Annotated in this window: 28 protein-coding genes; 19 read left to right on the top strand and 9 right to left on the bottom strand. The window is 62.0% G+C overall.

Features of this window, described 5'->3' with window-relative positions:
• The first annotated feature begins 3 nt into the window (after positions 1–3).
• Positions 4–771: an ABC transporter ATP-binding protein gene (locus tag CFE47_RS15915; protein ID WP_185706552.1), complete on the top strand. Its 768-nt coding sequence runs from the start codon at positions 4–6 to the stop codon at positions 769–771.
• A gap of 12 nt (positions 772–783) precedes the next feature.
• A complete protein-coding gene (locus CFE47_RS15910) occupies positions 784–2,178 on the top strand; it encodes an FAD/NAD(P)-binding protein (protein WP_286838347.1) in 1,395 nt (464 codons plus the stop codon).
• Between the two features lie 103 nt (positions 2,179–2,281).
• Here the strand turns inward: CFE47_RS15910 and CFE47_RS15905 are convergent, their stop codons facing one another.
• Genes CFE47_RS15905 through CFE47_RS15890 form a run of 4 tightly spaced genes read right to left on the bottom strand, consistent with a single transcriptional unit; the run spans position 2,282 to position 6,893 of the window.
• Entirely contained in the window at positions 2,282–3,529 is a 1,248-nt protein-coding gene (locus CFE47_RS15905; protein WP_286838345.1) for an efflux RND transporter periplasmic adaptor subunit, read from the bottom strand.
• Complete coding sequence (locus CFE47_RS15900) at positions 3,519–4,997, bottom strand: TolC family protein (RefSeq protein ID WP_286838343.1); 1,479 nt, start codon at positions 4,995–4,997, stop codon at positions 3,519–3,521. Before CFE47_RS15900 ends, CFE47_RS15905 begins: the two co-directional genes overlap by 11 nt.
• Positions 4,990–6,189, bottom strand: a complete 1,200-nt coding sequence (locus CFE47_RS15895; protein WP_286838341.1) for an ABC transporter permease — start codon at positions 6,187–6,189, stop codon at positions 4,990–4,992. The genes CFE47_RS15900 and CFE47_RS15895 overlap by 8 nt, the downstream gene beginning before the upstream one ends.
• Positions 6,186–6,893, bottom strand: coding sequence for an ABC transporter ATP-binding protein (locus CFE47_RS15890; RefSeq protein WP_286838339.1), 708 nt, complete (start codon positions 6,891–6,893; stop codon positions 6,186–6,188). Before CFE47_RS15890 ends, CFE47_RS15895 begins: the two co-directional genes overlap by 4 nt.
• A gap of 357 nt (positions 6,894–7,250) precedes the next feature.
• Here CFE47_RS15890 and CFE47_RS15885 point away from each other — a divergent pair, with 357 nt between their 5' ends.
• On the top strand, positions 7,251–8,012 hold the full coding sequence (locus CFE47_RS15885) for a TetR/AcrR family transcriptional regulator (RefSeq protein WP_286838337.1): 762 nt from the start codon (positions 7,251–7,253) through the stop codon (positions 8,010–8,012).
• 180 nt (positions 8,013–8,192) lie between these two features.
• Here the strand turns inward: CFE47_RS15885 and CFE47_RS15880 are convergent, their stop codons facing one another.
• Positions 8,193–9,251, bottom strand: coding sequence for an FUSC family protein (locus CFE47_RS15880; protein ID WP_185706567.1), 1,059 nt, complete (start codon positions 9,249–9,251; stop codon positions 8,193–8,195).
• A gap of 183 nt (positions 9,252–9,434) precedes the next feature.
• A complete protein-coding gene (locus CFE47_RS15875; protein WP_286838333.1) occupies positions 9,435–11,051 on the bottom strand; it encodes an NADP-dependent glyceraldehyde-3-phosphate dehydrogenase in 1,617 nt (538 codons plus the stop codon).
• Positions 11,052–11,189: 138 nt separating this feature from the next.
• On the opposite strand from CFE47_RS15875, the gene CFE47_RS15870 reads away from it, so the two are divergent.
• The 8 genes from CFE47_RS15870 to CFE47_RS15835 all read left to right on the top strand — a co-directional run bounded on the left by CFE47_RS15870 (position 11,190) and on the right by CFE47_RS15835 (position 16,132).
• Positions 11,190–12,053, top strand: coding sequence for a Dyp-type peroxidase (locus CFE47_RS15870; protein ID WP_286838331.1), 864 nt, complete (start codon positions 11,190–11,192; stop codon positions 12,051–12,053).
• A gap of 225 nt (positions 12,054–12,278) precedes the next feature.
• Positions 12,279–12,551 carry a BufA1 family periplasmic bufferin-type metallophore gene (locus CFE47_RS15865; protein ID WP_178922626.1) on the top strand — a complete coding sequence of 91 codons (273 nt, stop codon included), beginning with the start codon at positions 12,279–12,281 and terminating at the stop codon, positions 12,549–12,551.
• The gene (locus tag CFE47_RS15860; RefSeq protein ID WP_286838329.1) at positions 12,548–12,961 is read left to right on the top strand and encodes a DoxX family protein; all 414 of its coding nucleotides are present in this window, start codon (positions 12,548–12,550) and stop codon (positions 12,959–12,961) included. The genes CFE47_RS15865 and CFE47_RS15860 overlap by 4 nt, the downstream gene beginning before the upstream one ends.
• Before the next feature lie 12 nt (positions 12,962–12,973).
• Positions 12,974–13,735, top strand: a complete 762-nt coding sequence (locus CFE47_RS15855) for an alpha/beta fold hydrolase (protein ID WP_286838326.1) — start codon at positions 12,974–12,976, stop codon at positions 13,733–13,735.
• A 25-nt stretch (positions 13,736–13,760) separates the two neighbouring features.
• Complete coding sequence (gene bufA2 / locus CFE47_RS15850) at positions 13,761–14,033, top strand: BufA2 family periplasmic bufferin-type metallophore (RefSeq protein ID WP_286838324.1); 273 nt, start codon at positions 13,761–13,763, stop codon at positions 14,031–14,033.
• An 80-nt stretch (positions 14,034–14,113) separates the two neighbouring features.
• Entirely contained in the window at positions 14,114–14,938 is an 825-nt protein-coding gene (gene bufB / locus CFE47_RS15845) for an MNIO family bufferin maturase (RefSeq protein ID WP_286838321.1), read from the top strand.
• Positions 14,935–15,684 (top strand): HvfC/BufC N-terminal domain-containing protein, encoded by a 750-nt coding sequence (locus tag CFE47_RS15840; protein ID WP_286838320.1) that lies wholly within the window; start codon positions 14,935–14,937, stop codon positions 15,682–15,684. Before bufB ends, CFE47_RS15840 begins: the two co-directional genes overlap by 4 nt.
• Entirely contained in the window at positions 15,677–16,132 is a 456-nt protein-coding gene (locus CFE47_RS15835; RefSeq protein WP_286838318.1) for an alpha/beta fold hydrolase, read from the top strand. Before CFE47_RS15840 ends, CFE47_RS15835 begins: the two co-directional genes overlap by 8 nt.
• Here CFE47_RS15835 and CFE47_RS15830 read toward each other — a convergent pair whose 3' ends face one another.
• Complete coding sequence (locus CFE47_RS15830; RefSeq protein WP_286838315.1) at positions 16,133–16,861, bottom strand: carbonic anhydrase; 729 nt, start codon at positions 16,859–16,861, stop codon at positions 16,133–16,135.
• 199 nt (positions 16,862–17,060) lie between these two features.
• Here CFE47_RS15830 and CFE47_RS15825 point away from each other — a divergent pair, with 199 nt between their 5' ends.
• Both CFE47_RS15825 and CFE47_RS15820 read left to right on the top strand, forming a co-directional pair.
• Complete coding sequence (locus tag CFE47_RS15825) at positions 17,061–18,425, top strand: MFS transporter (protein WP_286838313.1); 1,365 nt, start codon at positions 17,061–17,063, stop codon at positions 18,423–18,425.
• Positions 18,426–18,471: 46 nt separating this feature from the next.
• Positions 18,472–19,605, top strand: coding sequence for an MFS transporter (locus CFE47_RS15820; RefSeq protein WP_286838311.1), 1,134 nt, complete (start codon positions 18,472–18,474; stop codon positions 19,603–19,605).
• Positions 19,606–19,637: 32 nt separating this feature from the next.
• Here the strand turns inward: CFE47_RS15820 and CFE47_RS15815 are convergent, their stop codons facing one another.
• Entirely contained in the window at positions 19,638–20,159 is a 522-nt protein-coding gene (locus CFE47_RS15815) for a DUF3087 domain-containing protein (protein WP_286838309.1), read from the bottom strand.
• Between the two features lie 117 nt (positions 20,160–20,276).
• On the opposite strand from CFE47_RS15815, the gene CFE47_RS15810 reads away from it, so the two are divergent.
• Both CFE47_RS15810 and CFE47_RS15805 read left to right on the top strand, forming a co-directional pair.
• Positions 20,277–20,453, top strand: a complete 177-nt coding sequence (locus tag CFE47_RS15810; RefSeq protein ID WP_286838308.1) for a hypothetical protein — start codon at positions 20,277–20,279, stop codon at positions 20,451–20,453.
• A 14-nt stretch (positions 20,454–20,467) separates the two neighbouring features.
• Positions 20,468–20,662, top strand: coding sequence for a DUF6021 family protein (locus tag CFE47_RS15805; RefSeq protein ID WP_185706594.1), 195 nt, complete (start codon positions 20,468–20,470; stop codon positions 20,660–20,662).
• A 32-nt stretch (positions 20,663–20,694) separates the two neighbouring features.
• Here CFE47_RS15805 and CFE47_RS15800 read toward each other — a convergent pair whose 3' ends face one another.
• A complete protein-coding gene (locus CFE47_RS15800) occupies positions 20,695–20,931 on the bottom strand; it encodes a DUF6555 family protein (protein WP_135288835.1) in 237 nt (78 codons plus the stop codon).
• Between the two features lie 120 nt (positions 20,932–21,051).
• On the opposite strand from CFE47_RS15800, the gene CFE47_RS15795 reads away from it, so the two are divergent.
• From CFE47_RS15795 to tssC, 4 genes are all read left to right on the top strand, one after another.
• Entirely contained in the window at positions 21,052–21,879 is an 828-nt protein-coding gene (locus CFE47_RS15795) for an arylamine N-acetyltransferase family protein (protein WP_286838304.1), read from the top strand.
• 228 nt (positions 21,880–22,107) lie between these two features.
• Positions 22,108–23,115 (top strand): type VI secretion system protein TssA, encoded by a 1,008-nt coding sequence (locus tag CFE47_RS15790; protein ID WP_286838301.1) that lies wholly within the window; start codon positions 22,108–22,110, stop codon positions 23,113–23,115.
• A 37-nt stretch (positions 23,116–23,152) separates the two neighbouring features.
• Entirely contained in the window at positions 23,153–23,653 is a 501-nt protein-coding gene (gene tssB, locus CFE47_RS15785) for a type VI secretion system contractile sheath small subunit (RefSeq protein ID WP_286838299.1), read from the top strand.
• 79 nt (positions 23,654–23,732) lie between these two features.
• A complete protein-coding gene (gene tssC, locus CFE47_RS15780) occupies positions 23,733–25,232 on the top strand; it encodes a type VI secretion system contractile sheath large subunit (RefSeq protein ID WP_286838297.1) in 1,500 nt (499 codons plus the stop codon).
• Positions 25,233–25,237: the final 5 nt, after the last annotated feature.

The following is a 25,237-nucleotide window of genomic DNA, read 5'->3' as shown; positions in this document are numbered from 1 at the left end:
ACCATGAGCCAGCCCGCCACCGACGCTGCGAACCCGTCGCTACTGACCGTCAACGACATTGAAGTGATCTACGACGGCGCGATCCTGGCGGTGGCCGGGGTGTCGTTGCAGGTGCCCAAGGGAGCCATCGTGGCCTTGCTCGGCGCCAATGGTGCGGGCAAGAGCACCACCCTCAAGGCCATTTCGGGGTTGGTGCGGGCCGAGCGCGCCGAGGTCAGCCGAGGGGTGATCGAATATGCAGGCCTGGACCTGGCGGGTGTCGACCCCAGCCAGCGCGTGCGCCAAGGCATGGTCCACGTGTTGGAAGGCCGCCATGTGTTCGGCCAACTGAGCGTGGAAGACAACCTGCGCAGCGGCGGCTTTGTACGGCGCCTGAGCCGCAAGGACATGGAGCACGACCTGGAACGTATCTACGCCTGGTTCCCAAGGCTCAAGACCAAACGTCACACCCGCGCCGGCCTGACCTCGGGCGGCGAGCAGCAAATGGTCGCCATTGGCCGTGCGTTGATGACCCGTCCTACTTTGGTACTGCTCGATGAACCGTCCATGGGTTTGGCGCCTATGATCGTGCAGGAGATTTTCGCGATCATCGCGCAGCTCAACCGCGAGCAGCAGGTGAGCTTTTTGATCGCCGAGCAGAACATCAACGTCGCGCTGAACTATGCGTCTCACGGTTACGTGCTGGATACTGGCCGAGTGGCCTTGAGTGGCAGCGCCGCCGAATTGCTGGCGCGGGGCGATTTGCATGACATTTATCTGGGTAAACAGTAAAGGCGAACTTGCATGACTGAATCCATCCGCAACGCTGATGTCCTGATCATCGGCGGCGGGCTAAGCGGCACGATGCTCGCGGTACAACTGTTACGCCTGCCGGGCCAGCGCGAGATCCTGGTGATCGAACCGCGCGCCGAGCTTGGCCGGGGCGAGGCCTACAGCGCCGTCGAACTGGGCCACACCCTGAACGGCAATGCGGCGCGCATGAGCGTCGATCCCGACAACCCTGACGACCTGACGCAATGGCTCACCGACTACATCGGCGCCGGTGGCTGGCCGGAGTCGGACCAGCAGCATGTGCCGATCAGCGAATTGTTCCCGCCTCGCGGGATCTTTGGCTTATATGCGCAGCAACGGCTGGCCGAAGCCAAGGCGCTGTCGGCGTCCACGGTTGCGCATGTGCGCGGCGAAGTGGTCGACCTGCAAGTCGATGAAGCCTCGACGCTGCTGACCCTCGATAACGGCCAGCAACTGCGTGGTGCGTTTGCTGTATTGGCCACCGGTATGTTCCCGGCGGCGCGCACGCCACAGACCGAGTCCAGCGGTTTGAACGCGGCGGCGGTAGACCCTTGGGACGTGCAAACCATGACGCGGATCGACCCGCACGCCACGGTGCTGATCATTGGTTCCGGACTGACCATGGTGGATGCCGTGGTGTCCCTGGAACAGGCTGGCCATCGCGGGCCGATCGAGATTTTTTCGCGCCACGGCCTGCTGCCCCATGTGCGTCGGCAACCGCCGAGCTGGGTCGACTTTCTGGGCGAAGACCACAGCCTGCGCAGCCCTAGGCAGTTGCTGCGCGAGGTGCGCCGCCAATGCCGGATTGCGCAGGCGCAGGGCATTGATTGGCAGTCGCCGCTGGACACGGTTCGCGCGCATATCGGCCGCTTGTGGAGCCAGGCCAGCGAGCGTGAAAAACGTCAGTTCGTGCGGCATGTGCGACCGTGGTGGGAAAGCCATCACCACCGTTCGCCACCGCTGAGTGCGCAGTTGGTGGCACGCTTGCATGAAGCGGGGCGGTTGCGGATTCGCGCTGCGTCGTTCAAGGGGCTTGAGCCTTCGTCCGACGGCGTGACCATCCGCTTGCGTCACCGTGGCGAGCACGCCGTTACGCAGGTGTCAGGTGCGGCGCTGATCAATTCCAGCGGCATCGAATACGACTGGCGCCGCGTGGCCCGGCCGTTGCCGCAGCAGTTGCTCAAGCGTGGGCTGATCCAGCCCGGGCCGTTGGCGTTGGGGATTGCGGCGGATAAGTCGGGGGCGGTAGTGGATGCGGCGGGGCAGGTGAGCCAAAGACTGTTTGCCATGGGCCCGCCATTGCGCGGGATGTGGTGGGAAAGCACGGCGGTGACCGACGTGGCGATCCAGGCCAAGGCGCTGGCCCTGAGGCTGACAGAAGTCTGAATGTGGGAGCTGGCTTGCCTGCGATGGCGGTGGTTCAGTTGAAGGTGTATCTACTGACAGCCCGCCATCGCAGGCAAGCCAGCTCCCACAATTGATCGGTGTTTCAACTCCCTACCTTCACAAATCCAGCCTTCAAGCCAAACACCTCAACGCCCTGCGGAGTTGACTGCCCGGTGGTGACTTTCACCCGCTCCACCGGCTTGTCCATCGTTTCCCGATATTCCACCTCACCCCCCGTGATCGCTTGCGCCGGCACTACAATCGCCTGCTCATTGTTGTAGGTCACAATGGTCAACCGCGCGCTCATGCCCAACCGCACGCGCTGCAACTGCTGCGGCGTGAGCTTGGGAATCGACAGGGTCACCGGAAACTGCGCACTGCCCGGGCTATCGTTGGCAATCGCCAGCCCACTCACCACGCTGACAGACCCCGTCAGCCGTTCGCCATCGAAGCCGTCACCCAGCACTTCCACCGCCTGGCCCTGATGCAGCTGGTTGATGTCCAGCTCCGACACCTTTGCGGTGATTTTAAGCCGCTCGATATTGGCCAGGCCAAACAGCACCTGACCCTGGCTGACCTTGCTGCCGGCCTGGACCGGGGCGTTGTTGTTGCCTCCGCCCTGGGACGAGGAGCTATTGCCCGGTGCAGGCACCACGATGCCGGAGAACGGCGCCTTCACCTCCCTGCCATCAAGCAACTGGTGCAGCGCGTCGTATCGCACGGTGGCGTTGGTCAATTCCATGTCGGCGATCTGGCGGTATTCGCCTTTGCCTTGGTCGAGGGCCTGTTGCAGCTCGCTGCGGGCCGAGACGAGGTCCAGCTGTTGTTGCTGGGTTTGTTGCTTGAGGTCGTCCAGTTCGTTGCGCGGGATGATGCCGCGTTGAAACAGGTTTTCACTTTCGGTGAGTTTGCGCTGAGTGTTGCCGGCGGTCATTTCAGCGGTGCGCAGGGTGCGGCGGGCGCGGGCGACGGCGGGGCTGCTGTCCCAGTCTTGCATCTCTTGCACGGTGCGCCGCGCCTTGAGCTGGGTGGACAGGGCGTCACGCAGTTGCACTTCAAGGGTGGATGGGTCCATGCGCAACAGCACTTGGCCGGCCTCGACGCGTTGGCCTTGCTCCACCAGGTTGGCCTGCACATTGCCGTCGAACGGCGCGGTGAGGGTGATGGTGGTGTCGGGCTCGATCTTGCCCACCAGGCCGATCTGGTGCACCAGCGGGTCAGGTTTGACTGCCAGCCATTGCTCGGCCGTGTTGGACGATTCGGTGGCCGGACTGCGCAGGCCGAGTAGCCCGACAGCGACAAGCACTAGCACCACGGCAGCGCCGAGCAGGCGTTTTTTATTAGTAGTCATTGAGGGCGATTTCCCAACTTTCCAGCGTCATGCCCAGGGTCAAGTCGAGCTGGGTCTGGGCGTTCAGGTAAGCGATCAGCGCATTGAGCTGCGCGTTTTCGGCGTTGCGCAAATCAGTCTCGAAACTCAGCACCTGGAAGTTGGTGGAGCGCCCGGCGCTGAGTTTTTCCCGTTCGATCTCGATCTTGCGCCGTGACAACTCCACGGCGCGCTGGGAGATTTCATATTGGCGCCAACGCGTGCCCAGGTCGCGCACCACGTCGTTGACGTTGCGTTCCAGTGCCTGGCGGGCGTCGGTGATGCGGATCTCCTGGTCTTCCACGTTGACGCGGGCGCGCACCTCGGCCTGGCGCGTGCTGATATCGCCGATAGGGATTTGTACCTGTACACCGGCATAGCTGTCCCAGGTGCGATTGTTGCTGCTGCCGGCGTCGTTGTTGTAGGCATCACGGACCTGGTTTGCACCCGCCACCAAATCGACCTGCCAACGCCCGGAATCCTTGGCGATCACCAGGTTAAGGTCCGCCTGCTGGCTGCCGAGCAGGGCGGCGAGGTATTCCGGTTGCTGGTTTTGCGCCAGGTTGAACGCCTGGCGTTTGTCGATCTGCATAGGCTTGGCTTCCAGGGCTTCGCTGGCGCGAACCGGCGTGGACAGGTCCAGGGCCAGCAGGCGCAGCAGGGACAAGCGGCTGGTGTCGAGTTGGTTCTGCGCTTCTTCCACACCCAATTGCTGGGTGGCGATATCGGCCTCGGTCTGCACGATTTCGAATTCGGCCATGCGCCCGGCTGCGATCAGTGCCTTGTTCACTTCCAGCAAGGTGCCCGAGCGTTTGAGCGCGTCCTGCACGATGGTCAGTTGTTCCTGGGCGCGCAACAGCTCGCGGTAGGTGGCGATGATCTGGCTGATGGTCTGCGCCACGGTGGCCTTGAGGTTCAGCCGGTTGGCTTGCTCCGACAGGCGCGACAGGCGCAGCGGCGCGGTGGTCGCGTCCCAGCCGGCACCACGCATCAAGGGCTGGATGATCGCCAGGTCGAGGCCATCGCTGCGGTAACGGCCGGCGCGGTCGGCGTTGTTCAGTTGCTGGGTCCAGGCCATGCTCAGGCGGGTGCCGTACTCGCCGAGCAGGCTGGTGGCGGGTGCCACATTGGCGTTGCGCGCGTTGTCGGCCGAGCCTCGGGTATTGCGGTAGTAACTGTTGAGGGTGAGCTTGGGGTTGAAGACGTCTTCGGCCACGCGCAGGTCGAACTTCTGTGCGACCCGTTGCAAGTAGGCACTGCGAATCGCCGGATTGTTGCGCAGGCCCAGGTAGACCGCATCCCCCAAGGTCATGGTGGTGACCTGGGCATTCAACGACACGCCACGGTCGTAGCCGCTGCGGGTGCTGCTGGGCGCCGAAGGGTTGATCACCACGTTGGTGGCCATGGCAGGCAGGCTTACAAAGGTCAGCAGTACGAGCCATTTATTCATCGCGCAGGGCCTCCACCGGTTGCAACCGTGAGGCTGACACCGCCGGGTAGATGCCAAAGAACAATCCCACCAGCAAGGTACTGCCCACCCCCAAGGGCAGCGCGGCGACCGCCAGGGAGAACGCCCAACCCGACAGCCACGCGTAGAACCACGCGGCGGTCATGCCCAGCACCGCGCCGCACAGTGCACCGACGGCGGTGAGCGTGACGGCTTCAAGCAGGAACAGGTTGCGGATATCTCGCTGGCGCGCACCCAGGGCCATGCGGATGCCGATCTCGCGGCGACGCTCCGAGACGTTCATCAACATCACATTCATCACCCCGACGCCGCCGCCCACCAGGGAAATCGCCCCCAGCGCCAGCAACAGGTAGGCGAAGGTGCGGCTTTGGCGGGTCATGCCGTCGATCATTTGCTGGGGCACCTGGATGTCGACTGTGTGGTCGGGGAGCTGGCGTTGCAGCGCTGCCGCTGCGTCCTCTGCCATGCGTTCCATGTCTTGGCCGGGCAGGGCGCGGATGATGACGTTGCCGATCTGCGGGGCGGCGTAGATGCGGCGCATGCCTTCGGCGGGCATGAACAATGATTCGCCGCCCTGAATGGGCATCAGCAGCGCGCGGGGTTGGTCGTGCAGGATGCCGATAATCAGGAACAGGTAATCGTTGATGCGCACTCGGTCGCCCAGCTTCAACGGGGCGCCGGGGGAGCTCAGGGCTTGAGCGACTTGGGCACCGATCACGGCGTAGGTTTCATTGGCGTCGAAGTGCGACAGGAAGCGGCCTTCGCTCAAGGTCAGGCGCATGGCCTGTTGGATGTCGGACGTGCTGCCGACAAAGTTGGCATTGGTGGTGCGCCCATTGAACACCGCAGGCCCGCTGAACAGGCTGATTGCGCCGATATGGGCGATGCCCGGCACGGCTTGGCGCACGGCGTCGAGGTCCAGGTGCGTGCGCATGGGGCGGTTGCTGCCGACTTTGCTAGGGAACTGTGCCACCAGGGTGTCGGTGCCCATGTCCTTGAAGATCATGGCAGCATCCACCGCCGCGTTGTGGCCGATGTTGATCAGCGCCACCACCGACGAGCTGCCGATCACGATGCCCAGCAGGGCCAGCACCGAGCGCTTGCCCAGGGTGCGCAGGCTGACGAACGCTTCATGCAGCAATTGGCTGAGGCTCTGCTCGACCCGCAGGCTCATGGGCGTGCGTCCTCATGGACGACGCCGTTGCGCACCAGAATCTTGCGTTCCAGGCGCTCGGCAATATGCGGGTCGTGGGTGACGATGATCAGCGTGACCTGTTGCTCACGGTTCAGCGCCAGGAGCAGGTCCATGATGTCCTGCGCGGTGGTGCTGTCGAGGTTGCCGGTGGGTTCGTCGGCGAGGATCACTGAGGGCTTGCCGACTAACGCGCGAGCGATGGCGACCCGTTGGCGTTGGCCGCCGGAGAGGTCGGCAGGGCGATGATGGGCGCGGTCGGCCAGGCCGACCTGATCGAGCATGCGCAGGGCTTGCTCCACCGACTCATGGCGCGACACGCCGCGATAACTCAACGGCAGGGCGACGTTATCCAGGGCGCTCAGGCGCGGCAGCAGGTTGAAACTCTGGAAGACGAAGCCGATCTGCTGGTTACGAATCGCGGCCAATTCATCCGGGGTGGCGTTGAAAATGTCGTGGCCGGCAAAGTGATACTGGCCGCAGTTGGGCAAGTCCAGCAGGCCGAGGATATTGAGCAGGGTACTTTTGCCCGAGCCGGAGGCGCCGAGGATGCCGCAGCTGTCGCCACTGTCGATAGACAGGCAGACGTCATTGAGAATGGATAGGTGTTGCCCGGCCAGCTGATAGCTTTTGCCGATGCCCTGCAGGGAAATCAAGCCTGGGTGCGCGGGGGTATCTGTCATCATGACTACGCCTTCAGTCTCGACGGTGCCGTCATGCCCCCGGTAAAGGCTTGTAACAAGTTCGGGAGCTGCCTGGTACGCGTCACGGACTGGTTTTGTTTCTTGTTTTTAAAATATTGTTTGAATAGTAACTGCCTTCCCTGCGGTTCGCCAGCCGTGGAGGTAGAGCGGTTTTACCCTTTGAAACGATTTTTCCAGAGGCATTACGGGCCTTCCAAAACCCCTTCGACTACCCTCAGCGAGCCCGCAGGCAAGGGCTTTGGATAATATGGCGGTGTGTCACTACTTGCTTTCGACGGACGGCCCCGGTATAAAAAATCAAATTATTTTTTAAAACAATATTTCCGTCGTGGAACTCTTATGGTCGCGAAGAAACTCAGCGCTCCAAACGTTACCAAAACTCGATTGCTGGATGCGACTGAGGCCCTCTTCATTAAGTACGGATACGACGCGGTTTTGTTACGCCAGATTACTGAGCGTGCCCAGGTCAACCTGGCCGCCGTGAACTACCACTTCGGGGATAAGGACTCCCTGATGCAAACCCTGCTGAAACAGCGCCTGGAGCCGCTCAACGAGCAGCGCCTGGAACTGTTGGCGCGCTGCGAGGCCGAGTCCGACGGCCCGCTGGACTGCGACACGCTGTTGGGTGTGCTATTTGCTCCGGCGATGGGCCTGGAGCGCAGTGATCCGGCCGGAGCCAATGGGGAAGGGCGTTCGTTCATCCGCTTCCTGGGCCGCGTCTACAGCGACACATCGCCGTTTATCCAGGAATACCTCAAGGTGCACTACCAGCCGGTGTTCCAGCGCTTCTTCGAAGCCTTCGCCCTGGCTTTGCCAGACCTGCCGCGTAACGAACTGGGGGTGCGCCTGCAGTTTGCCCTCAAGGCGATCTCCGGCGTGATGGCCGGTACTGAGTTGCGCCTGCTCATGAACTCCATGAGCCTGGGCCGCCCGGCCACGGATGCCGAGGTGATGGCCAAGCTGATCACCCTGGTGTCGGCGGCGATTCGCGTGCCACAACAAAGCCCGGAAGCCGAAAATGCGTTGGCCAAGGTACTGGATACCCAGCGGGCCATTCGTGAACAAGCGGCGGTGCCCACCGCTGTAAAGGCGACGCGATAAGCCAAATTCGAGGCAAAAAAAACCCGCTGGGGCGGCGGGTTTGATGTGCAACATTTGTAACGGATGAGGCTTCACACTACGTTCCGGGATGTGAATAAAACGTGAAAACTTTGTAAGGCAAAGTGTGAAAAGTTTGAGAATTGTAAAAAAGTCGGAAGTTTACGATTGCGCCTGTCGGGTTCAGATTTTCCAGTGGCCAGCGCTCTTGGCCAGCCGCTGACGCATGCCATCCACATTCTGCGCCAGCTGCAACGTCAATAGCCGGTAGCCATCCAATGCGCTGTAAACCGGTGCATCCAGCGCGGGTTCAATGGCGGCGTGACTCGGCCGCTCCAGCCGCTCGGTCACCCCCGACTTCAGCGCCCGCGCCATTCCCACCAGTTGCACTCGGATCTGCCGGTGCTCGGCTTTCAGCATCACCTGCATCCGTGCCATCGCCTGTTCGTCACGAGGGTCGGGGCGCGTGTTGCCGAGAATCTCCAGGGTGCTGATGCACATGCGCAGATGGCGTTGGATGGCATCCAGCTCCGTCATGGAGATGCGCACTTCCTTGGACACCGAGGGCATCAGCGAGCGTAGTTGCAGCATCGCCGCATTCAAACGGTTGAGCAGCTTGAAGTGTTCATCATCAGTCACCGACCGGCCACTGATGATCCGGCTATAGATCTCGGCGCAATCACGCAATGCACTGGCCAGGTTGTAGCGCCACGAATACACGGCGTACAGCGGCAAGGCGAACGAGAAGGCCAGGGCCAATACAATGCCGATCAGGATATCCACGGTACGCCACAGCCCGTCCGACACCGGGTTGTCGCCATGCCCGGCGACGATAAACACCGTGATCGCCGACAGCAGCGCGATGTAGCCGCCCTTGCCGATGGCGTGATAGGAAAAGAACCCGCACACCACAGACATCAGCAGATACGTCAGCAGCGGCTGGCCCAGGTAAGCCTGTTGCACCACCAACAGCAAACCCACGCTGGCGCCGATCAACGTGCCATAGGCGCGCTCCACGGCTTTTTTGCCGATGTTGCCGTGGTGCTGCAAGCCGCCGATCACGATCAGCATGGTCACCGACGCCCACTCGCCGTGGGGCAGGTTGATGCCGGTGGTCAGCAGGATCGTCGCCAGCAGGCCGATGGACACGCGCACCGCGTGGATCAGCTTGGCGTGGCGGTAGCGGCGGTACGGGTCGAGCAGCGGGCGCAACAGGCGCCGGGCAAACATGGGCAGGTTCATCGGTAGTAAAGGGGCCTCGATATCAGGGATGTGCTCGATCTAAATGTTGGAGCAGGCTTGTGTGGGAGCTGGCTTGCCTGCGATAGCATCAACTTGATCTCATGCAAAGACCGAGGTGCCTGCATCGCGGGCAAGCCCGGCTCCCACACTAGCCCGACTCCTGCCTTGAGTACGGCGTCGCTTTTAGAATATGTAGTCGGTCGTCAGGAAGCTCGAGTCACGGTTTCGCAAGATATCGCTGACCAACGCCTTGTTGCTCTCCTGGAACTTGGTCGCCACCAGGGTACGGATCGAGAACACGCGCAAGGCGTCATGTACCGACAGCGTGCCTTCGGCCGAGTTCTTGCGGCCGTTGAACGGGAAGGTGTCCGGCCCGCGCTGGCACTGGGCGTTGATATTGATACGGCCCACTTGGTTGGCGAAGGTGTCGACCAAGCGCCCGACTTCCTCAGGGTTGGTGCCGAAAATGCTGAGCTGCTGGCCGAAATCCGAGTCCAGTACGTATTCGGTCACCGTCTCCAGGTCACGGTAAGGCACGATCGGCACCACGGGGCCAAACTGTTCCTCGTGGTACACGCGCATCTGCGGGTTCACCGGGTACAGCACCGCCGGGTAGAAGAACGAACCTCGGCTGGTGCCGCCATTGTCATTCACCACCTGCGCGCCGTGCTGCGCAGCATCGGCCACCAGGCCATTGAGGTAATCCACCTTGCCCACTTCCGGCAACGGGGTCAGCGACACACCGTCTTCCCAAGGCATACCGGGCTTGAGTGTGGCCAGTTTCTTGTTGAATTTCTCGATGAAGCTGGCAACCACGTCTTCGTGCACAAACAGGATTTTCAACGCGGTGCAGCGCTGGCCATTGAACGACAGGGAGCCGGTGACTGCCTCGCTCACGGCATTGTCCAGGTCCACCTCAGGCAGCACGATGCCGGGGTTTTTCGCGTCCAGGCCCAATGCCGCGCGCAAGCGGTGGGGCTTGGGGTGCAGCTTTTTCAAGTCACTGGCGGCCTTGTTGGTGCCGATAAACGCAAAGATGTCGATCTTGCCGCTGGCCATCAACGCGCTGACGGTTTCGCGGCCGCTGCCGTAGATCACGTTGATCACCCCGGCCGGGAAGCTGTCGCGGAACGCTTCGAGCAATGGGCGTATCAACAGCACGCCCAGCTTGGCCGGCTTGAACACCACGGTGTTGCCCATGATCAGCGCCGGGATCAAGGTGGTGAACGTCTCGTTCAGCGGATAGTTGTAAGGGCCCATGCACAACGCCACGCCCAACGGCACGCGGCGGATTTGACCGAGGGTGTCCTGTTCCAGCTCGAAGCGGCTGGAGCGGCGGTCGAGTTCCTTGAGCGCATTGATAGTGTCGGTGATGTAGTCGCAGGTGCGGTCGAACTCTTTCTGCGAGTCCTTGAGGTTCTTGCCGATCTCCCACATCAGCAGCTTGACCACCGCGTCGCGTTGTTCACGCATGCGGCGCAAGAACGCCTCGACGTGCTGGATACGATCGGCCACGCGCATTGTCGGCCACTCTCCCTGGCCTCGGTCGTAGGCGCGCACGGCAGCGTCGAGGGCGGTGAGGGCGGTCTCGGCATCCAGCAGCGGCGTGCTGCCGATATGCACCCGCGTGTCGCCAAGTTGCACCGGGCTCTGCACTTGGGCCAACGGGCCGTTCCACACCTGCAACTGGCCGTCGACCAGGTAATCACGCTGTTCAATGGGCGCCGCCAGGCGGAATTGTTCGGGAATATCGGCGGCGGAGGCTGGAAACAGCTGTGCGAGCAAGTTGCTGGTGGTCATGTCGCTACCCCTGGAATAGTTGCAAAACATGACTAGAGAGTCACCCAACACAGGGCTCTATGGCAAGGCTTGTGCGCTTTCTCCTACGCAGCGCGCTGATCGCCGGTTAAACTGCGCGGCTTTCTTGAAGGAGTTCACATGAGTCACTACCAGCCGGGCATTCTTGCCGCACCGGTGCCGTTGCAGGCACGCCATCTGTTTTTTGCCGTGGATTCCCTGGCTGCCGTACCCGCTGCGCTGGACGCGCTGGTGCAGTTGACCGATTCGGCGGCAGTGGTCGGTTTTGGCGAGCCGCTGGTAACCGCACTGGGTGCACGCATCGACGGCCTACGCAGCTTCCCTGCCGTCAGTGGGCCCGGCGCGCATAACCCATCTACCCAGCACGCGTTGTGGGTGTGGTTGCACGGTGTAGACCGCGGTGAACTGTTGCTGCGCAGCCGCGCGTTTGAAAAAGCCCTGGCCCCGGCGTTCAGCCTGGTGCAGATGACCGAAGGCTTCCGTTACAAGACCGGTTTCGACCTCACCGACTACGAAGACGGCACCGAAAACCCCCACGACGATGCCGCCATTGAAGCCGCCCTGACCGACAGTGGCGCCAGCTTCGCCGCGATCCAGCAGTGGCAGCACGACCTCGACGGTTTCGCCGCACTGCCGGCCCAGGAGCGCGACCACATCATCGGCCGCCGCCATGGCGACAACGAAGAACTCGACGACGCCCCTGAATCCGCGCACACCAAGCGCACCGCCCAGGAAAGCTTCACTCCGGAAGCCTTCGTGGTGCGCCGCTCGATGCCATGGGCCGAGAACGGCCAGGCCGGGTTGATGTTCCTCGCGTTCGGTCATTCGTTTGATGCATTCGAAGCGCAATTGCGCCGCATGAGCGGGCTGGAAGACGGGATCGTCGACGGCCTGTATCGCATCAGCACGCCGTTGACCGGTGGCTACTACTGGTGCCCGCCGATCAACGCGGGGCGCCTGGACCTGAGTGCACTGGCAAGCTGATCACTCAACCCAAGCCCTGACAGAACGCGCCATGACCCCGACGGTCATGGCGCGTTTTTTTATGGCTGTGTATCACACTGTGTCCCCGGGCCTCTCTGATACACCGCCATGATCTTGCTGGCAGTTCGCGACACAGACCGGATACACGCCTGGCTTTAAATCTGCCTACCAGCTGGCGCACCTACCGCGCCCTGGTTTCTTCAGACAAGCCAGGAGACTCACCCCATGAAGCGTCCTTACGCTGCCCTCGCTGCAACCCTCGCCCTGTCCCTCAGCGCCTTCGCGGCGGTGGCCCATGCCGATGAGGCCAAGCCCCAGGAAAAATGCTTCGGCGTGTCCCTGGCCGGTGCCAACGATTGCGCCGCCGGCAAGGGTACCTCGTGCGCCGGCACCGCCACCGCCGACTACCAGGGCAACGCCTGGGTGCTGGTGGACAAAGGCACCTGCACCCAGATCAAGACCCCCAAAGGCTACGGCAGCCTGACGGAGCAACCGTGATCCAGCGGCTGTTGCCCGAAGCGCTGCTGTTGCTGGTGGCGCGCGTGGGGATCGCGGCGGTGTTCTTCCTGTCGGGGCGCACCAAGGTCACCGGGTTTATTGAGCTTAAGCCGTCGACCTACACGCTGTTCCGTTCGGAATACGCCTTGCCGCTGATCCCGCCGGAGTGGGCGGCGCACCTGGCGACCTACGCCGAGCACCTGTTCCCGCTGTTGCTGGTGTTGGGGCTGCTGACCCGCCCGGCAGCCGCTGCGCTGCTGGGCATGACGCTGGTGATCGAGGTGTTTGTGTACCCCGATGCCTGGCCGGTGCACCTGACCTGGGCAGGCCTGTTGCTGCCGTTGCTGGCGAAGGGCGGTGGGGCTTGGTCGCTGGATCGCCTGTTAGCGGGCAAACGTTTATCACTTTGATGGAGACTTCTTATGCGCATGCTTTCTTCCCTGGCCCTTGCCGTGGCCATGACTGTTCCCGTACTGGCACAGGCCGCTGATGCGCCGCAGCCCGGCACCGGTAAAAGCGTGGTGATCGTGCCCGGCTCGTTTGTCGACGGTTCCGGCTGGCGGGTGGTGCACGACATCCTGATTCACAAGGGCTACAAGGTCACCGTGGTGCACCAGGGCCACGAGAGCCTGGCCGCCGATGTGGCCGAGGCGCGCGAGGTGCTGGAGCAACAAGTGGGCCCAGTGGTGCTGGTGGGCCACAGTTCCGGCGGCGGGGTGATCTCGATTGCCGGCGACCGTGGCAAGGTCAAGTCGCTGGTCTACGTCTCGGCCCTGCAACCGGAAGTAGGCGAGAACATGGCCCAGTTGATCGGCTCCATGCCGTCCCCAAGCGATGACATCAAGCCGAGCCGTGACGGCCACCTGTTTTTCGATCGCGCCAAGTTCAACGCGGATTTCGCCGCCGACCTGACCACCAATCGAACCGACTTCATGGCCGCCTCGCAAGTGCCGGCCACCGCCACGCTGTTCGGCGGCACCGTGTGGGCCGCCGCCTGGCATAACAAACCGACCTACGCCGTGGTGTCCACCGAAGACCGCGCCTTGAGCCCCGACCTACAACGTTGGATGTACAAGCGCGCCGGTTCCAAGGTCACCGAAATCAAAGCCAGCCACGCGGTGTACATCTCCCAGCCTGAGGCTGTGGCGAAGGTCATCGAAGACGCGGCTTCCGTTATCAAATAACCCATCACACCCTGGAGCAATACCCATGAACACTGAACTTAAATCCCGCTTGAGCCTCGCTGCTGCCGCAGCCTTGATCGCCATGGCGTCTGCGTCGTTCGCCACGGCTGCCAGCGCCGCCGACCAGCAGGAAAAACCCGGCCGTTGCTACGGCGTCAACACCTGCAAAGGCACCAGCCTGTGTGCCACCGCCAAGAACGACTGCAAGGGCCTCAACAGCTGCAAGGGCGAGGGCGTGATCGTCAAGACGCCGTCCGAGTGCCTCAAGGCTGGCGGCACCCTGACTGAGCCGAAATAACTCAACCTCCACCAGGGGCGGTTTTTTGTGGTGAGGGCGCCACAAAGAGCTCGCCCTACAGGTTCAATCGAGAATCCCTCATGCCGACACCCAACCCACACTTTTCAGGCTACGGCCTGGGGCTGCGCAAGGAGCATTACTGCGATTTCCTGGAAACCACCGTGCCTGTGGATTTTGTCGAAGTGATCTCCGAGAACTTCATGGTCGCCGGTGGCCAGCCCAGGCACATCCTGCGTCAGGTCCGCGAGCGCTACCCGGTGGCGCTGCATGGCGTGTCGATGTCCATCGGCACTGCCGAAGGACTCGATGCCGACTACCTGCGCCGCCTCAAAGCGTTGGTCGATGAAATCGACCCGCTGTTTGTTTCCGATCACTTGAGCTGGTCACGCAGTGGCGCCTTCAACTCCCATGACTTGCTGCCCGTGCCTTATACCGACGAAGCGTTGGACCGGGTGTGCGCCAATATCCATCAAGCCCAGGACCTGCTGGGCCGCACGATGCTGTTTGAAAACCCGTCCAGCTACCTCGCCTTCGAGGGCGCGTCCATGAGCGAGTGGGAATTTATCGCCGCTATGGCCAAACGCACCGGCTGCGAACTGTTGCTGGACGTCAACAATGTGTTTGTCAGCGCCAGTAACCATGGCTTCGATGCGCTGGCGTTTCTGGATGGCATCCCTGCCGAGCGGGTGCGTCAGGTACATCTGGCTGGGCATAGCCAGGGCCGCGGGCTGTTGATCGACAGCCATGACAGCCCGGTGTGCGCAAGCGTCTGGGAACTGTATGCCCAGGCCATGGCCAGGCTGGGCCCGGTGGCAACCATGATCGAGCGCGATGATGAAATCCCGCCGCTGGGCGCGTTGCTGCAAGAGCTGGGCATGGCCCGAGCCTTGGGAGCGCAGCGATGAACCTGGCGCAGTGGCAACACACGTTTCGCCATTGGTTGGTGAGTGCGGCGGATGAGTCTGCACAGCGCCTGGGCAATAACCACGCAGGCCTGGCGGTGTACCAGAACAACTACCGCGCGCAGTTGGTGGGGTGCCTGGAGCAAGCGTTTCCTAACGTGCGGCGCTGGGTTGGCGAGGAGGCGTTTTTGACAGCCTGCATTACGCATATCGACCAGCAACCGCCCCATGCCTGGACGCTTGACGCCTATCCCGAAGGGTTTCACTCGACCTTGAACATGATGTTTCCCCATAACCCGGACGTACTGGAGTTGGCCTGGATCGAAGGGGCATTGAATGAAGCGTTTGTCGCCGCCGATGCCCAGGCCTTGCCGCTGGAAACCTTGGCCAGCGTGGATTGGGACACGGCAGTGTTGCAACTGACACCGTCGCTGCGTTGCCGCGCCTTGACCACCAACGCTGAAGCCATCTGGTCGGCGCTGTGGCAGGAAGCATCGGCGCCCGAGGCGGTGATGTTGGCGCAGGCCGGTGGGCTGCTGGTCTGGCGCCGCCAGTTCACCTCGCGCCTACGTCAGGTGGATACCCTGGAGTTGCAGGCCTTGTTGCACCTGCAGGGCGACGGCAGCTTCGCGGGCCTGTGTGAGTTTCTGGTGACGCACCTGGGCGAAGCGGCAGGCGTAGCGCAAGCCGGTGAATACTTGGCCACTTGGCTGGGCAGTGAATTGATCGTGGGAGTGAGTGATGTTTGATCGTCGTGGTTTTTTGCTGTTGGCAGCCGTGGTGGCAGCGGCACCGGCATTGGCGGTGCAGCGGGTGAGTACCGACGATGACCGGGAGATCCGCTATGAGCAGTTCGGACCGGAGGAAGGGCGCGCGATTATCCTGTTGGCGGCAGATGGGCAGGTGTTTGCCCAGGTGACTGCACCGTTGGCGGCCCAGGGGTTTCGGGTGATTGTTCCGTACCTGCGTGAGCAGGACGATGCGGTGCTTGGCCAGGATGTGCTTGAGCTGATGAACGCCCTGCATATCCCTGAAGCCGTGCTGGCCGGAGTCGAGCAGGGTGGGCGTGTGGCTATCCGAGCGGCTGGCTTGAAACCGAGCCGCTGCGTGGCGCTGTTGACGTTGAACAGCGCACCCCTGGCGGGTTTTGCCGAGGCGGTCGGGCTGATGGCCAAGGCCGGATACTGGCGGACCTGATTAGGCGATCAACTCCACGGCGCCGCTGTGCAGCCGGTAAATGCCGCCGACGATACTGAGCTTTCCTGCGCCAAGGGCATCGGCCAGCAGCTGGGATTCACTGTTGAGCCGGGCCACAGTGTCCCGGACGTTCTGCGCAATCGCGTTATCCAGCAGAGTGCCGGGAGCTTGCAACACCTTGCTCACCGAGGGTTTGAGCGCATCGGCCAGGCCCTGGATCTTGCCGGGGAAGGTGGCGTTGTCCTTGACGGCCTTGACCCCGGCAGCAACGGCGCCACAACTGTCATGCCCCAGCACCAGGATCAGCGGCGTACCGAGTACCGCGATGGCATATTCAAGGCTGGCGAGCCCTTCGTCAGTGACGAAATTGCCCGCAACCCGGACCGAAAACAGCTCGCCCAGGCCGGTGTCGAACACGTATTCGGGGGCGATCCTCGAGTCCGCGCAGGCCAGCACCGCCGCGAAGGGGTGCTGGCTGTCTAACAGCGCGACGCGCTCGACCATCAGGTCACGGCGCTTTGTCACGTCGGCGGCATAACGCTTGTTGCCCTCCATCAGCCGTGCCAAGGCTTGCTCCGGGTTGACTACCGTGAGTGGCGTGGGCGCCGCTGCATGGGCGATAGCGTTCGGCAGCGCCCCCGACAACAGCAGGGCCCCGGCGCTGGCAGTGGCCAGGCGCAAGAAGTTTCGACGATCGTCAGAAGGAGCCTTGTCGCGATTGTTACGCATCGGTTGGGTTCTCGGGGGGAGGGGGAGACGCGCCAAGGTTGCAAACAATGCTGCGCAAAAAATGTAGGGGGTTTCCTTTAATAAACGTCCAGGGTTGTAGGGCTTGAACATGAAAAATCCGACAGCCAAGCAATCCCTCACTGAAAAAAATCGCCACTCCCCGTAATCTAATGGCCTTTGTTACCTGCGCGGACCATTCATGTCTTCTGTTGCCGATGGGTTGCCCCTGAACAAACGCCTGCCGGCTGTGATCGCGATCTCCCTGGGGATCGGCATGGCGACCCTGGACACGGCCATCGTCAACACCGCATTGCCTACTCTGGCCGAGGGCATCGGCACGGACTCCGCCTCGGTGATCTGGGTGGTCAATGCGTACCAGCTGGCGACTATCGCCATGGTGCTGCCGTTCGCGTCGTTAAGCGAAGCGCTGGGCCATCGCCGCGTGTACCTCGGTGGGCTGCTGGTGTTTATCGTTGCGTCGCTGTTCTGCGGGTTGGCCGGCTCGCTGGTCACCCTGACCGTTGCCCGAGTGATGCAGGGGCTGGGGGCGGCGGCGATCATGAGCGTGAACACTGCGCTGCTGCGGCATATCTACCCGTCGAAAATGCTCGGGCGGGGCCTGGGTTACAACTCGCTGGTGGTGGGGCTGGCGTTTACGCTGGGGCCGACTGTTGCCTCGGCGATTCTGTCGGTCGCGACCTGGCATTGGCTGTACCTGATCAATGTGCCGTTGGGGGTGTTGGCGTTGGTACTGGGCGTGCGCTCACTGCCGGCTTTGCCGATCACCGGACACGCGTTCGACCGTTTCGCCGCGTTGCTGTGTGCTGGGTTGTTTGCCTTGCTGGTGCTGGGCTTGGGGTCTGCGGTGCACGGCGCCCAAGGCGCGTTGACGCTGGGCCTGATCGCTGTGGCGCTGGTGTGCGGCGCGTTGCTATTGCGTCGTCAGGCCGATCACCCGGCGCCGATGTTGGCCGTGGACTTGTTCAAGCGGCCACTCTTTGCGTTGTCTTCCCTTACCGCAATCTGCGCGTTCGCCGCTCAGGGGTTGGCGTTTGTGTCGCTGCCGTTCCTGTTGCAGACGGTGCTGGGGCACAGCCAGGTGGAAACTGGTTTTCTGATGACGCCTTGGCCGGCCGTTGTTGCGGTGATGGCGCTGGTGGCGGGGCGCCTGGCGGATCGCATGTCGTTGGGCGTGTTGTGTGGCATCGGGTTGTTGCTGCTCAGCGCGGGCATGGCGACGTTGGCCACGTTGGAAAGCGGCGCCTCGGCTTTCGATATCGGTTGGCGCATGGCGTTGTGCGGCGCCGGTTTCGGCTTCTTCCAGTCGCCTAATCTCAAGGCGTTGATGACCAGCGCACCGCTCGCCCGCAGTGGCGGGGCCAGTGGCATCGTGGCGGTTTCGCGCCTACTGGGGCAGACGCTGGGGGCGTCGTTGGTGGCGCTGTGTTTCCACTTGTCCCTGGGCAGCGGCCCGCAATATGCCCTGTGGTTGGGCTGCGGATTTGCGTTGGTGGGCGCTGCTGCCAGTGGTTTGCGCTTGCTGCCCTATGGGAAAAGGGCGTGATTAAGGCTACCGTGGCGGCCTGAATATTTCGGGATGTTTCAGAATTATGACCAGCCAGGCCCTTCGCACCGCCGACACCCAGTCCCGCCGCGCCGCGCTGACCCTGGCGCTGTGCTTGCCCAGCGACGTGTTGCTCTACCTGCTGCTGCCCATGGAATCCCAGGCCTTCGGTATCACCTTGGCCCAGGCGGGTGTGCTGCTGGCCGCCAACCGCCTGGTGCGGATTTTCGGTTACCGGCATGTGCTCAATTTCTACGCGCGCAACGGTGACCGTCTCACCTGCATGATCGCCGCCGGCGCCGCAACGCTGTGTGCCGTGGGTAACTCGATGTTGTCCGGCTTCGCCGCGTTGCTCGGCCTGCGATTGGTGTGGGGCCTGTGTTTTGCAGCGCTGAACCTGTCGACCCAGGTATTGGCCACTTCAGAACCGACGGGCGCCGCACGTAGAGCCGGGCGTTCGCGGGCATTGATCGCCCTTGGGCCGATGCTCGCGCTGCCCCTGGGTGGGTGGCTGACACTGTGGGCCGGGCCACGTCCAATTTTTCTGATCCTGGCGGGTTGCTGCCTGGTGGGTTTGTGGATGGCGCGCGGCTTGCCGGCACTCGGCCACAACCTGCACAGCACGCCGGGACGGCGCTTCAAGTGGCCGGACAGCGTGGCAATGTGGTCGTTTATCGAAGGCGTGGCACTGGATGGGCTGTTTATCTTCGGCTTGTCGATCCAGGCGCAGAAACTGCTTGGTGGCGATGCGGTGCTGATCGCCGGCGGCTTGATGGCGCTGCGGTATGTCTCTGAAATGCTTCTGAGCCCGTTGGGCGGCAGGGCGGCACAGCGCTTTGGCGCCACGTCGATGCTGTTGCTGTTTTCGTTCCTCAGCGCCCTGGCCCTGAGCGCATTTGGCAGTTACTGGGTGATTTTCGGCGCAGCGGCGGTGCTGGTACTGCGTGCGTTGCAACTGCCATTGGTGACGACGTTGGTGGCCGAGCGTAACCCGGGGTCGATGCGTGTCTCGGCACTGGCGTCCAACGCGGTGTGGCGGGATATCGGTGCAGGCCTGGGGCCGTTGCTGGCCGGCCTGCTATTGCCGATAGCCTCGGCGCCCTGGGTGTTCGGCGTGGCCGGCGCAGCGATTGCCGTGAGCGCGGTGTTCTGCTGGCGAGCAAAGGTTTCCACGCCGTAATCGTTGGTGCCGACACTTCACGCCGCCATCATTCAAGCGTTTTTCAAACCGTCGATCCACGCGGGGTCAAAGCGTGTTTGCTCGGTATCGATGCCCAACGCCTGCATCTTCGCCTTATGCGCCTCGATCTCACCCACCATCTGCGCCTGGGCGCTGGAGTTCGCGTCCAGTTCGTGCATTTGCGTCAGCCCCAGATGATAGAAACGCAGCACTTTGATCGCCGTCGGATCATTGGCCTGCACCCGCTCAGTGACCTTGTGCATCACATTGGTCACGCTCATCAGGCAGCGCTTGAGCTGCCAGCCGTACACCGCCGCCGCCAGCCACGGCTGTGTCCAGAACGGGCCCCGTACCAGCGCCACGGTAATCAGCACGCCGGCAAATACACCGCCCACATTGAAGCGAAAGTTATCGCCGCCAGGTTCACCGAACAGCATCACTGCCAGGGTCGACAGCACCATGGCCAGCACCAGGAACAGCACGGCCACGATCAACGTGCTGCGGCGGGTTTGCTGGCGGAAGGTGACGGGGTCGCAGGGTTTGAGTTCGAACATCCGGTTCAAGTCTCCAGAAGGGGCGGGGTGGCATCTTCGCATGTCTGGGCAATCAAGTTGAACGATGCCTCATCGCGGTTTCTCTAAACCTGTGTAGACCCATTGAGGTGAACCATCATGGCCGAATACAAACAGCCGCCACCCGGCACCCCGAATCCTGACCGCACACCCGGCGAAGAGGAGCGCGACAACGATGCGTTGCGTCCCAACGACCCGGCGGAGCGTCAGAACGACGACGTGGAGCAAGTCGAGGAAAACCTGGAAAACCTGCACGACAAGGCCCGTCCACTGTAAGCGAGGAGATTGCTGTGAATAATCCTGCGAAAGGCCCGCATTCGGGTGAGCATGGGAGTGGTAAGGATGAGCTGGGGTTTGATCCGGATTCGCCGGATGTATCCGATCCTCAGGTGGACCCGGTCGGTCCGGCCATCGCGCCGTTGGACAAGCAACAGGCGCCTCAAAAAAAGCCGCCCTACGATCCGTTGGGCGACCTGAAGAAGTAAGCCAAGCCCCGCCGTCGTGCGGGGCTTGTGGTTCATTTAGGTGCGATCCACGTGACCTCGGTAATTCCAAACTTTTCTGCCCAAGGTCGAGTCGTTTTCTTCACCTGTTCATGCCCAACGCGCCCTACGCGGCTCACATGCGCAATATCCGCATCCACCGCCGCCCAGTGCCAGGCCTCGGCGTTGTTCATCACCTCGGCGCGCACCACAAAGGACTTCGGTTGACCGTGCAGTTGATAGTTAATGGTGTAGATTTTCGCGGTGCTCATGTTGCCTCCCTGTGTTGTTATCAATGGATAGGGAAGTCTTTGAAAAGGTTCATTCAAAATGACAACCTGCGTGCTGGCGCGGCATAGTGATGCCTTCGCCCTGTGCCCAAGGATCGCGCAATGTCCCGCCTGACCCATCGCTCGCTCTACCTTCAACGCCTGGGCTACGACGCGCCGCCGCCGCCCACCCTGCAAACCCTGCAGGATCTGCAACTGCGCCACGTCTGCACCTTTGCGTTTGAAAGCCTGTCGACGCTGCTGCACCTGCCGGTCCCCATCGATCTGCCCAGCGTGGAGCAGAAAGTGCTGCTGGATGGACGGGGCGGCTATTGCTATGAGTTGAACCAGATGTTCCTGACGTTGCTGCAGGAACTGGGTTTCGACGCCCGTGGTATCACCGGCCGAGTAGTGATGGGCGGTCCGGCAGATGCGCACACGGCGCGTACTCATCGCCTGAGTCTGGTGACTCTGGACGGTGTGCGCTACATCACGGATGTCGGCTTTGGCGGCATGGTGCCCAGCACTCCGTTGTTGCTGGACAGCGAAGCGGTGCAGGCCACGGCCCATGAGCCGTATCGGCTGACGTTCGACGGGCAGGGCAGTTACACCTTGTGGGCGCAGGTCGCCGAGGAGTGGCGTGGGCTGTATGTGTTCGACCTGCAAATGCAGGGGGATATCGACTACACCATCGGCAACTGGTACGTGTCCACGCACCCGGAGTCACCGTTCGTAGGCCAGCTCAAGGTTGCACGCTTGGCCGAGGGTAAACGCCATACCCTGAACAATGCCAACTACGCCGTGCACTACCTGGATCGGCCGAGCGAGAAATACACGGCCCAGAGTGCCGATGAGCTGCTGACCTTGCTGCAGGAGACTTTTGGCATTCGCTTACCCGCCCATTCCCACCTTCGGCAAACGCTGGATGCACTCGTTATGCCTAAGTACTGAGCGCGTCGAAATAGAGCCTTCGCTGAGCTTTCGTCCCCTGTTTGCAATACCACGCTAACGCGCGACGAATGCAATATAGCGCTCTGGCCCGAATCTTTACTTACCTTTACGCAGAGTTAAGTCCCACAACTCTGCATGATTCCACCTACATTTCTTCGTAGCCCATTGACCTATAAATCCCAACCGAGCTTGTTCTACTTCCAGAACACGTTGAACGAGGGATTTGAGATGGGCCTGCCCACCAACGCTCAACCATTGGATTTCACCGCGCTTGCCCAGCCCTTGGGTGAGGTCGATGGCGGTGGCCAGAACCTTGAATATGCCCCCGAATTCCTGGAACTGGAAGAGGAGGTCCTGGGTAAGCCCGAGGTGCAATACGGCGACACCATCACCCAGGCCATCGACCCCAATTGGCAGCGGGTGACACTGCTCGCCTTGCCGCTGCTGGAGAGCAGCCGTGACTTGCGACTGGCCATCTGGTTGACCCGTGCGCAGCTCAACGTGCACGGCATTGCGGGCCTGGCTGCCGGCCTGCAGTTGATCCATGGGTTGCTGGATAACTGCTGGGACGGTCTGCACCCCCAACTCGACCCCCTCGACAATAACGATCCGCTGCTGCGCATCAATATCCTGGCGTTCCTGTGCGAGCCCGGCGGTCTGCTGCGTGACCTGCTGGATGCGCCACTGGTTCGCGCCCGCAGTGTGGGGACGCTGAATCTGCGGCAGATCGATCTGGCCAACGATGAGCTAACCGGTGACCTCAGCCCGGCCTTGCTTGAGGGCGCCCTGGCCGAGGCTGACCCGCGCGAGCTGGGCGCTACCGCCCAGGCTTTGGCACAGGCCCTGGCCCTGAGCGTGCAGATCGAACATTTACTGACGGAGAAGGTTGGCGTCGGCCGCGCCATCGATTTGAGCCGTCTGGTCACACTGTTGCGGCGTGCGGCGCACGTCACTCGGCGTGACCCACCGCAAATCGATGTGCCTGCGGTTGGCGTTGCTATGCCGACGACGCGGCTCATCCGTGACGAGATCAACAGCCGTGAAGACGCGCGCCAAGCCATCGACCGCGTGTGTCGCTACTTCCAGGTTCACGAGCCTGCCAGCCCGGTGCCGTTTTTGCTGCTGCGGGCCAAGCAGTTGATCGACAAGAACTTCATGGAATTGCTGCAGGACCTCGCTCCCGACGGTCTTGCCCAGTTGGCGGTGGTCAGCGGTATGCGTGACAGCGGCAACTGATCCCTTTGCATCAGCCTCACTCAACGGAGCCAGTCCTGTGGCTAAAGAAAGCAGTCAGAAATTCATCGCGCGCAACCGGGCGCCACGTGTCCAGATCGAATATGACGTGGAGATCTACGGCGCGGAGAAAACCGTGCAGTTGCCTTTTGTCATGGGTGTGTTCTCCGATCTTTCAGGTAAACCTGCCGAGCCCTTGCCGCCGGTGGCTGAGCGCAAGTTCCTTGAGGTCGATGTCGACAATTTCGACGAACGCCTCAAGTCCATGAAACCTCGCGTGGCATTCCAGGTGCCCAACACCCTGAGCGGCGAAGGCAACCTGCCGGTAGAAATCACCTTCGAATCGATGGACGACTTCAGCCCGGCCGCCATCGCCCGCAAGGTGCCAAGCCTCAACCAATTGCTCACCGCCCGTAGCCAACTATCGAACCTGTTGACCTACATGGACGGCAAGGTCGGCGCCGAGGCGTTGTTGGCCGGCGTGCTGGCCGATCCAAGTGTGATGCAAGCCTTGAGCGCTGCGCCCAACCAACCGGAATAACCGACTGACTGCTCACCTTGCCGGAGCCTCGTTTGCCCCGGCACGAGGACGCTTTTGCCCAAAATTGGAGGATAACGTCATGTCCGCTACGCAATCGGAACAGACCGGACAGTCGCCGGTCACTGCTGAGTTCGATACCGGCGACTTCGCAAGCCTGTTGCAAAGAGAGTTCAAGCCCAAGACCGACAGGGCCCAGGAAGCCGTGGAAACTGCCGTGCGTACCTTGGCTGAGCAGGCATTGCAAGGCACCTGCCTGATACCCAATGACGTATTGGGCACTATCGAGGGGTTGATCGCTGCGCTGGACCAGAAACTCACTGAACAGATCAATCACATCCTCCATCACGAGGAATTCCAGGGCGTTGAAAGTGCCTGGCGTGGCCTGCATTACCTGGTCAACAACACCGAGACCGACGAGTCGTTGAAGATCCGGGTGATGAATATTTCCAAGAGCGAAGCGCACAAGACCTTGCGCAAGTTCAAGGGGGTGGCCTGGGACCAGAGCCCGCTCTTCAAGAAACTCTATGAAGAGGAATACGGCCAGTTCGGCGGTGAGCCCTACGGTGCGTTCGTCGCCGATTACTACTTCAACAACAGCGCGCCGGATGTGGAGTTGTTGACCCAGATGGCGCGCGTCAGTGCTGCGGCCCACTGCCCGTTGATCACCGCCGCCGACCCCAGCGTGATGCTCATGGAGTCGTGGCAGGAACTGGCCAACCCGCGTGACCTGACCAAGCTCTTCCAGACCCCGGAGCACGCAGCCTGGCGCAGTTTTCGCGACAGTGAGGACTCGCGCTATGTGGGCCTTGCAATGCCGCGCTTTCTCGCCCGTGCGCCTTATGGTGCCAAGACCAACCCGGTGGACGCGTTCGACTTCGAAGAAACCACCAGCGCCACTGGTGCCAAGGACTTCACCTGGGCCAACGCCGCCTACGCGATGGCGGTGAACATCAACCGTTCGTTCAAGCACTACGGCTGGTGCTCGCAGATTCGCGGTATCGAATCCGGTGGTGTCGTGGAGGGGCTGCCGGTGCATACCTTCCCGACCGACGACGGCGGTGTGGACATGACCTGCCCAACCGAAATCGCCATCAGCGACCGCCGTGAAGCGGAGCTGGCGAAGAACGGCTTCATGCCCCTGGTGCACAAGAAAAACAGCGACCTGGCGGCCTTTATCGGCGCGCAGTCGATGCACCGACCCGCCGAGTACGACGACCCAGACGCCAGTGCCAACGCCAACCTGGCCGCGCGCCTGCCGTACCTGTTTGCCACTTGCCGTTTCGCGCATTACTTGAAGTGCATCGTGCGCGACAAGATCGGCTCGTTCAAAGAGCGTGACGACATGCAGACCTGGCTCAACAACTGGATCGGTCGCTACGTGGAGCACAACCCGGCCACGGCCTCGGACGCTGACAAGGCGCGCAAACCGCTGGCCGGTGCCGAAGTGGTGGTGGAGGAAATCGAAGGCAACCCAGGCTACTACAGCGCCAAGTTTTTCCTACGCCCGCACTACCAGCTTGAAGGCCTGACCGTGTCGTTGCGGTTGGTTTCGAAGCTGCCTTCTACCCAATCAAATTAACCCAC

Origin of the sequence: Pseudomonas sp. PGPPP1 (assembly GCF_002255865.1) — a bacterium.
Lineage (GTDB): Bacteria > Pseudomonadota > Gammaproteobacteria > Pseudomonadales > Pseudomonadaceae > Aquipseudomonas > Aquipseudomonas cremoris.
Note: the sequence above shows the minus strand (reverse complement) of the source record. Positions and strands in the feature narration are given on the sequence as shown.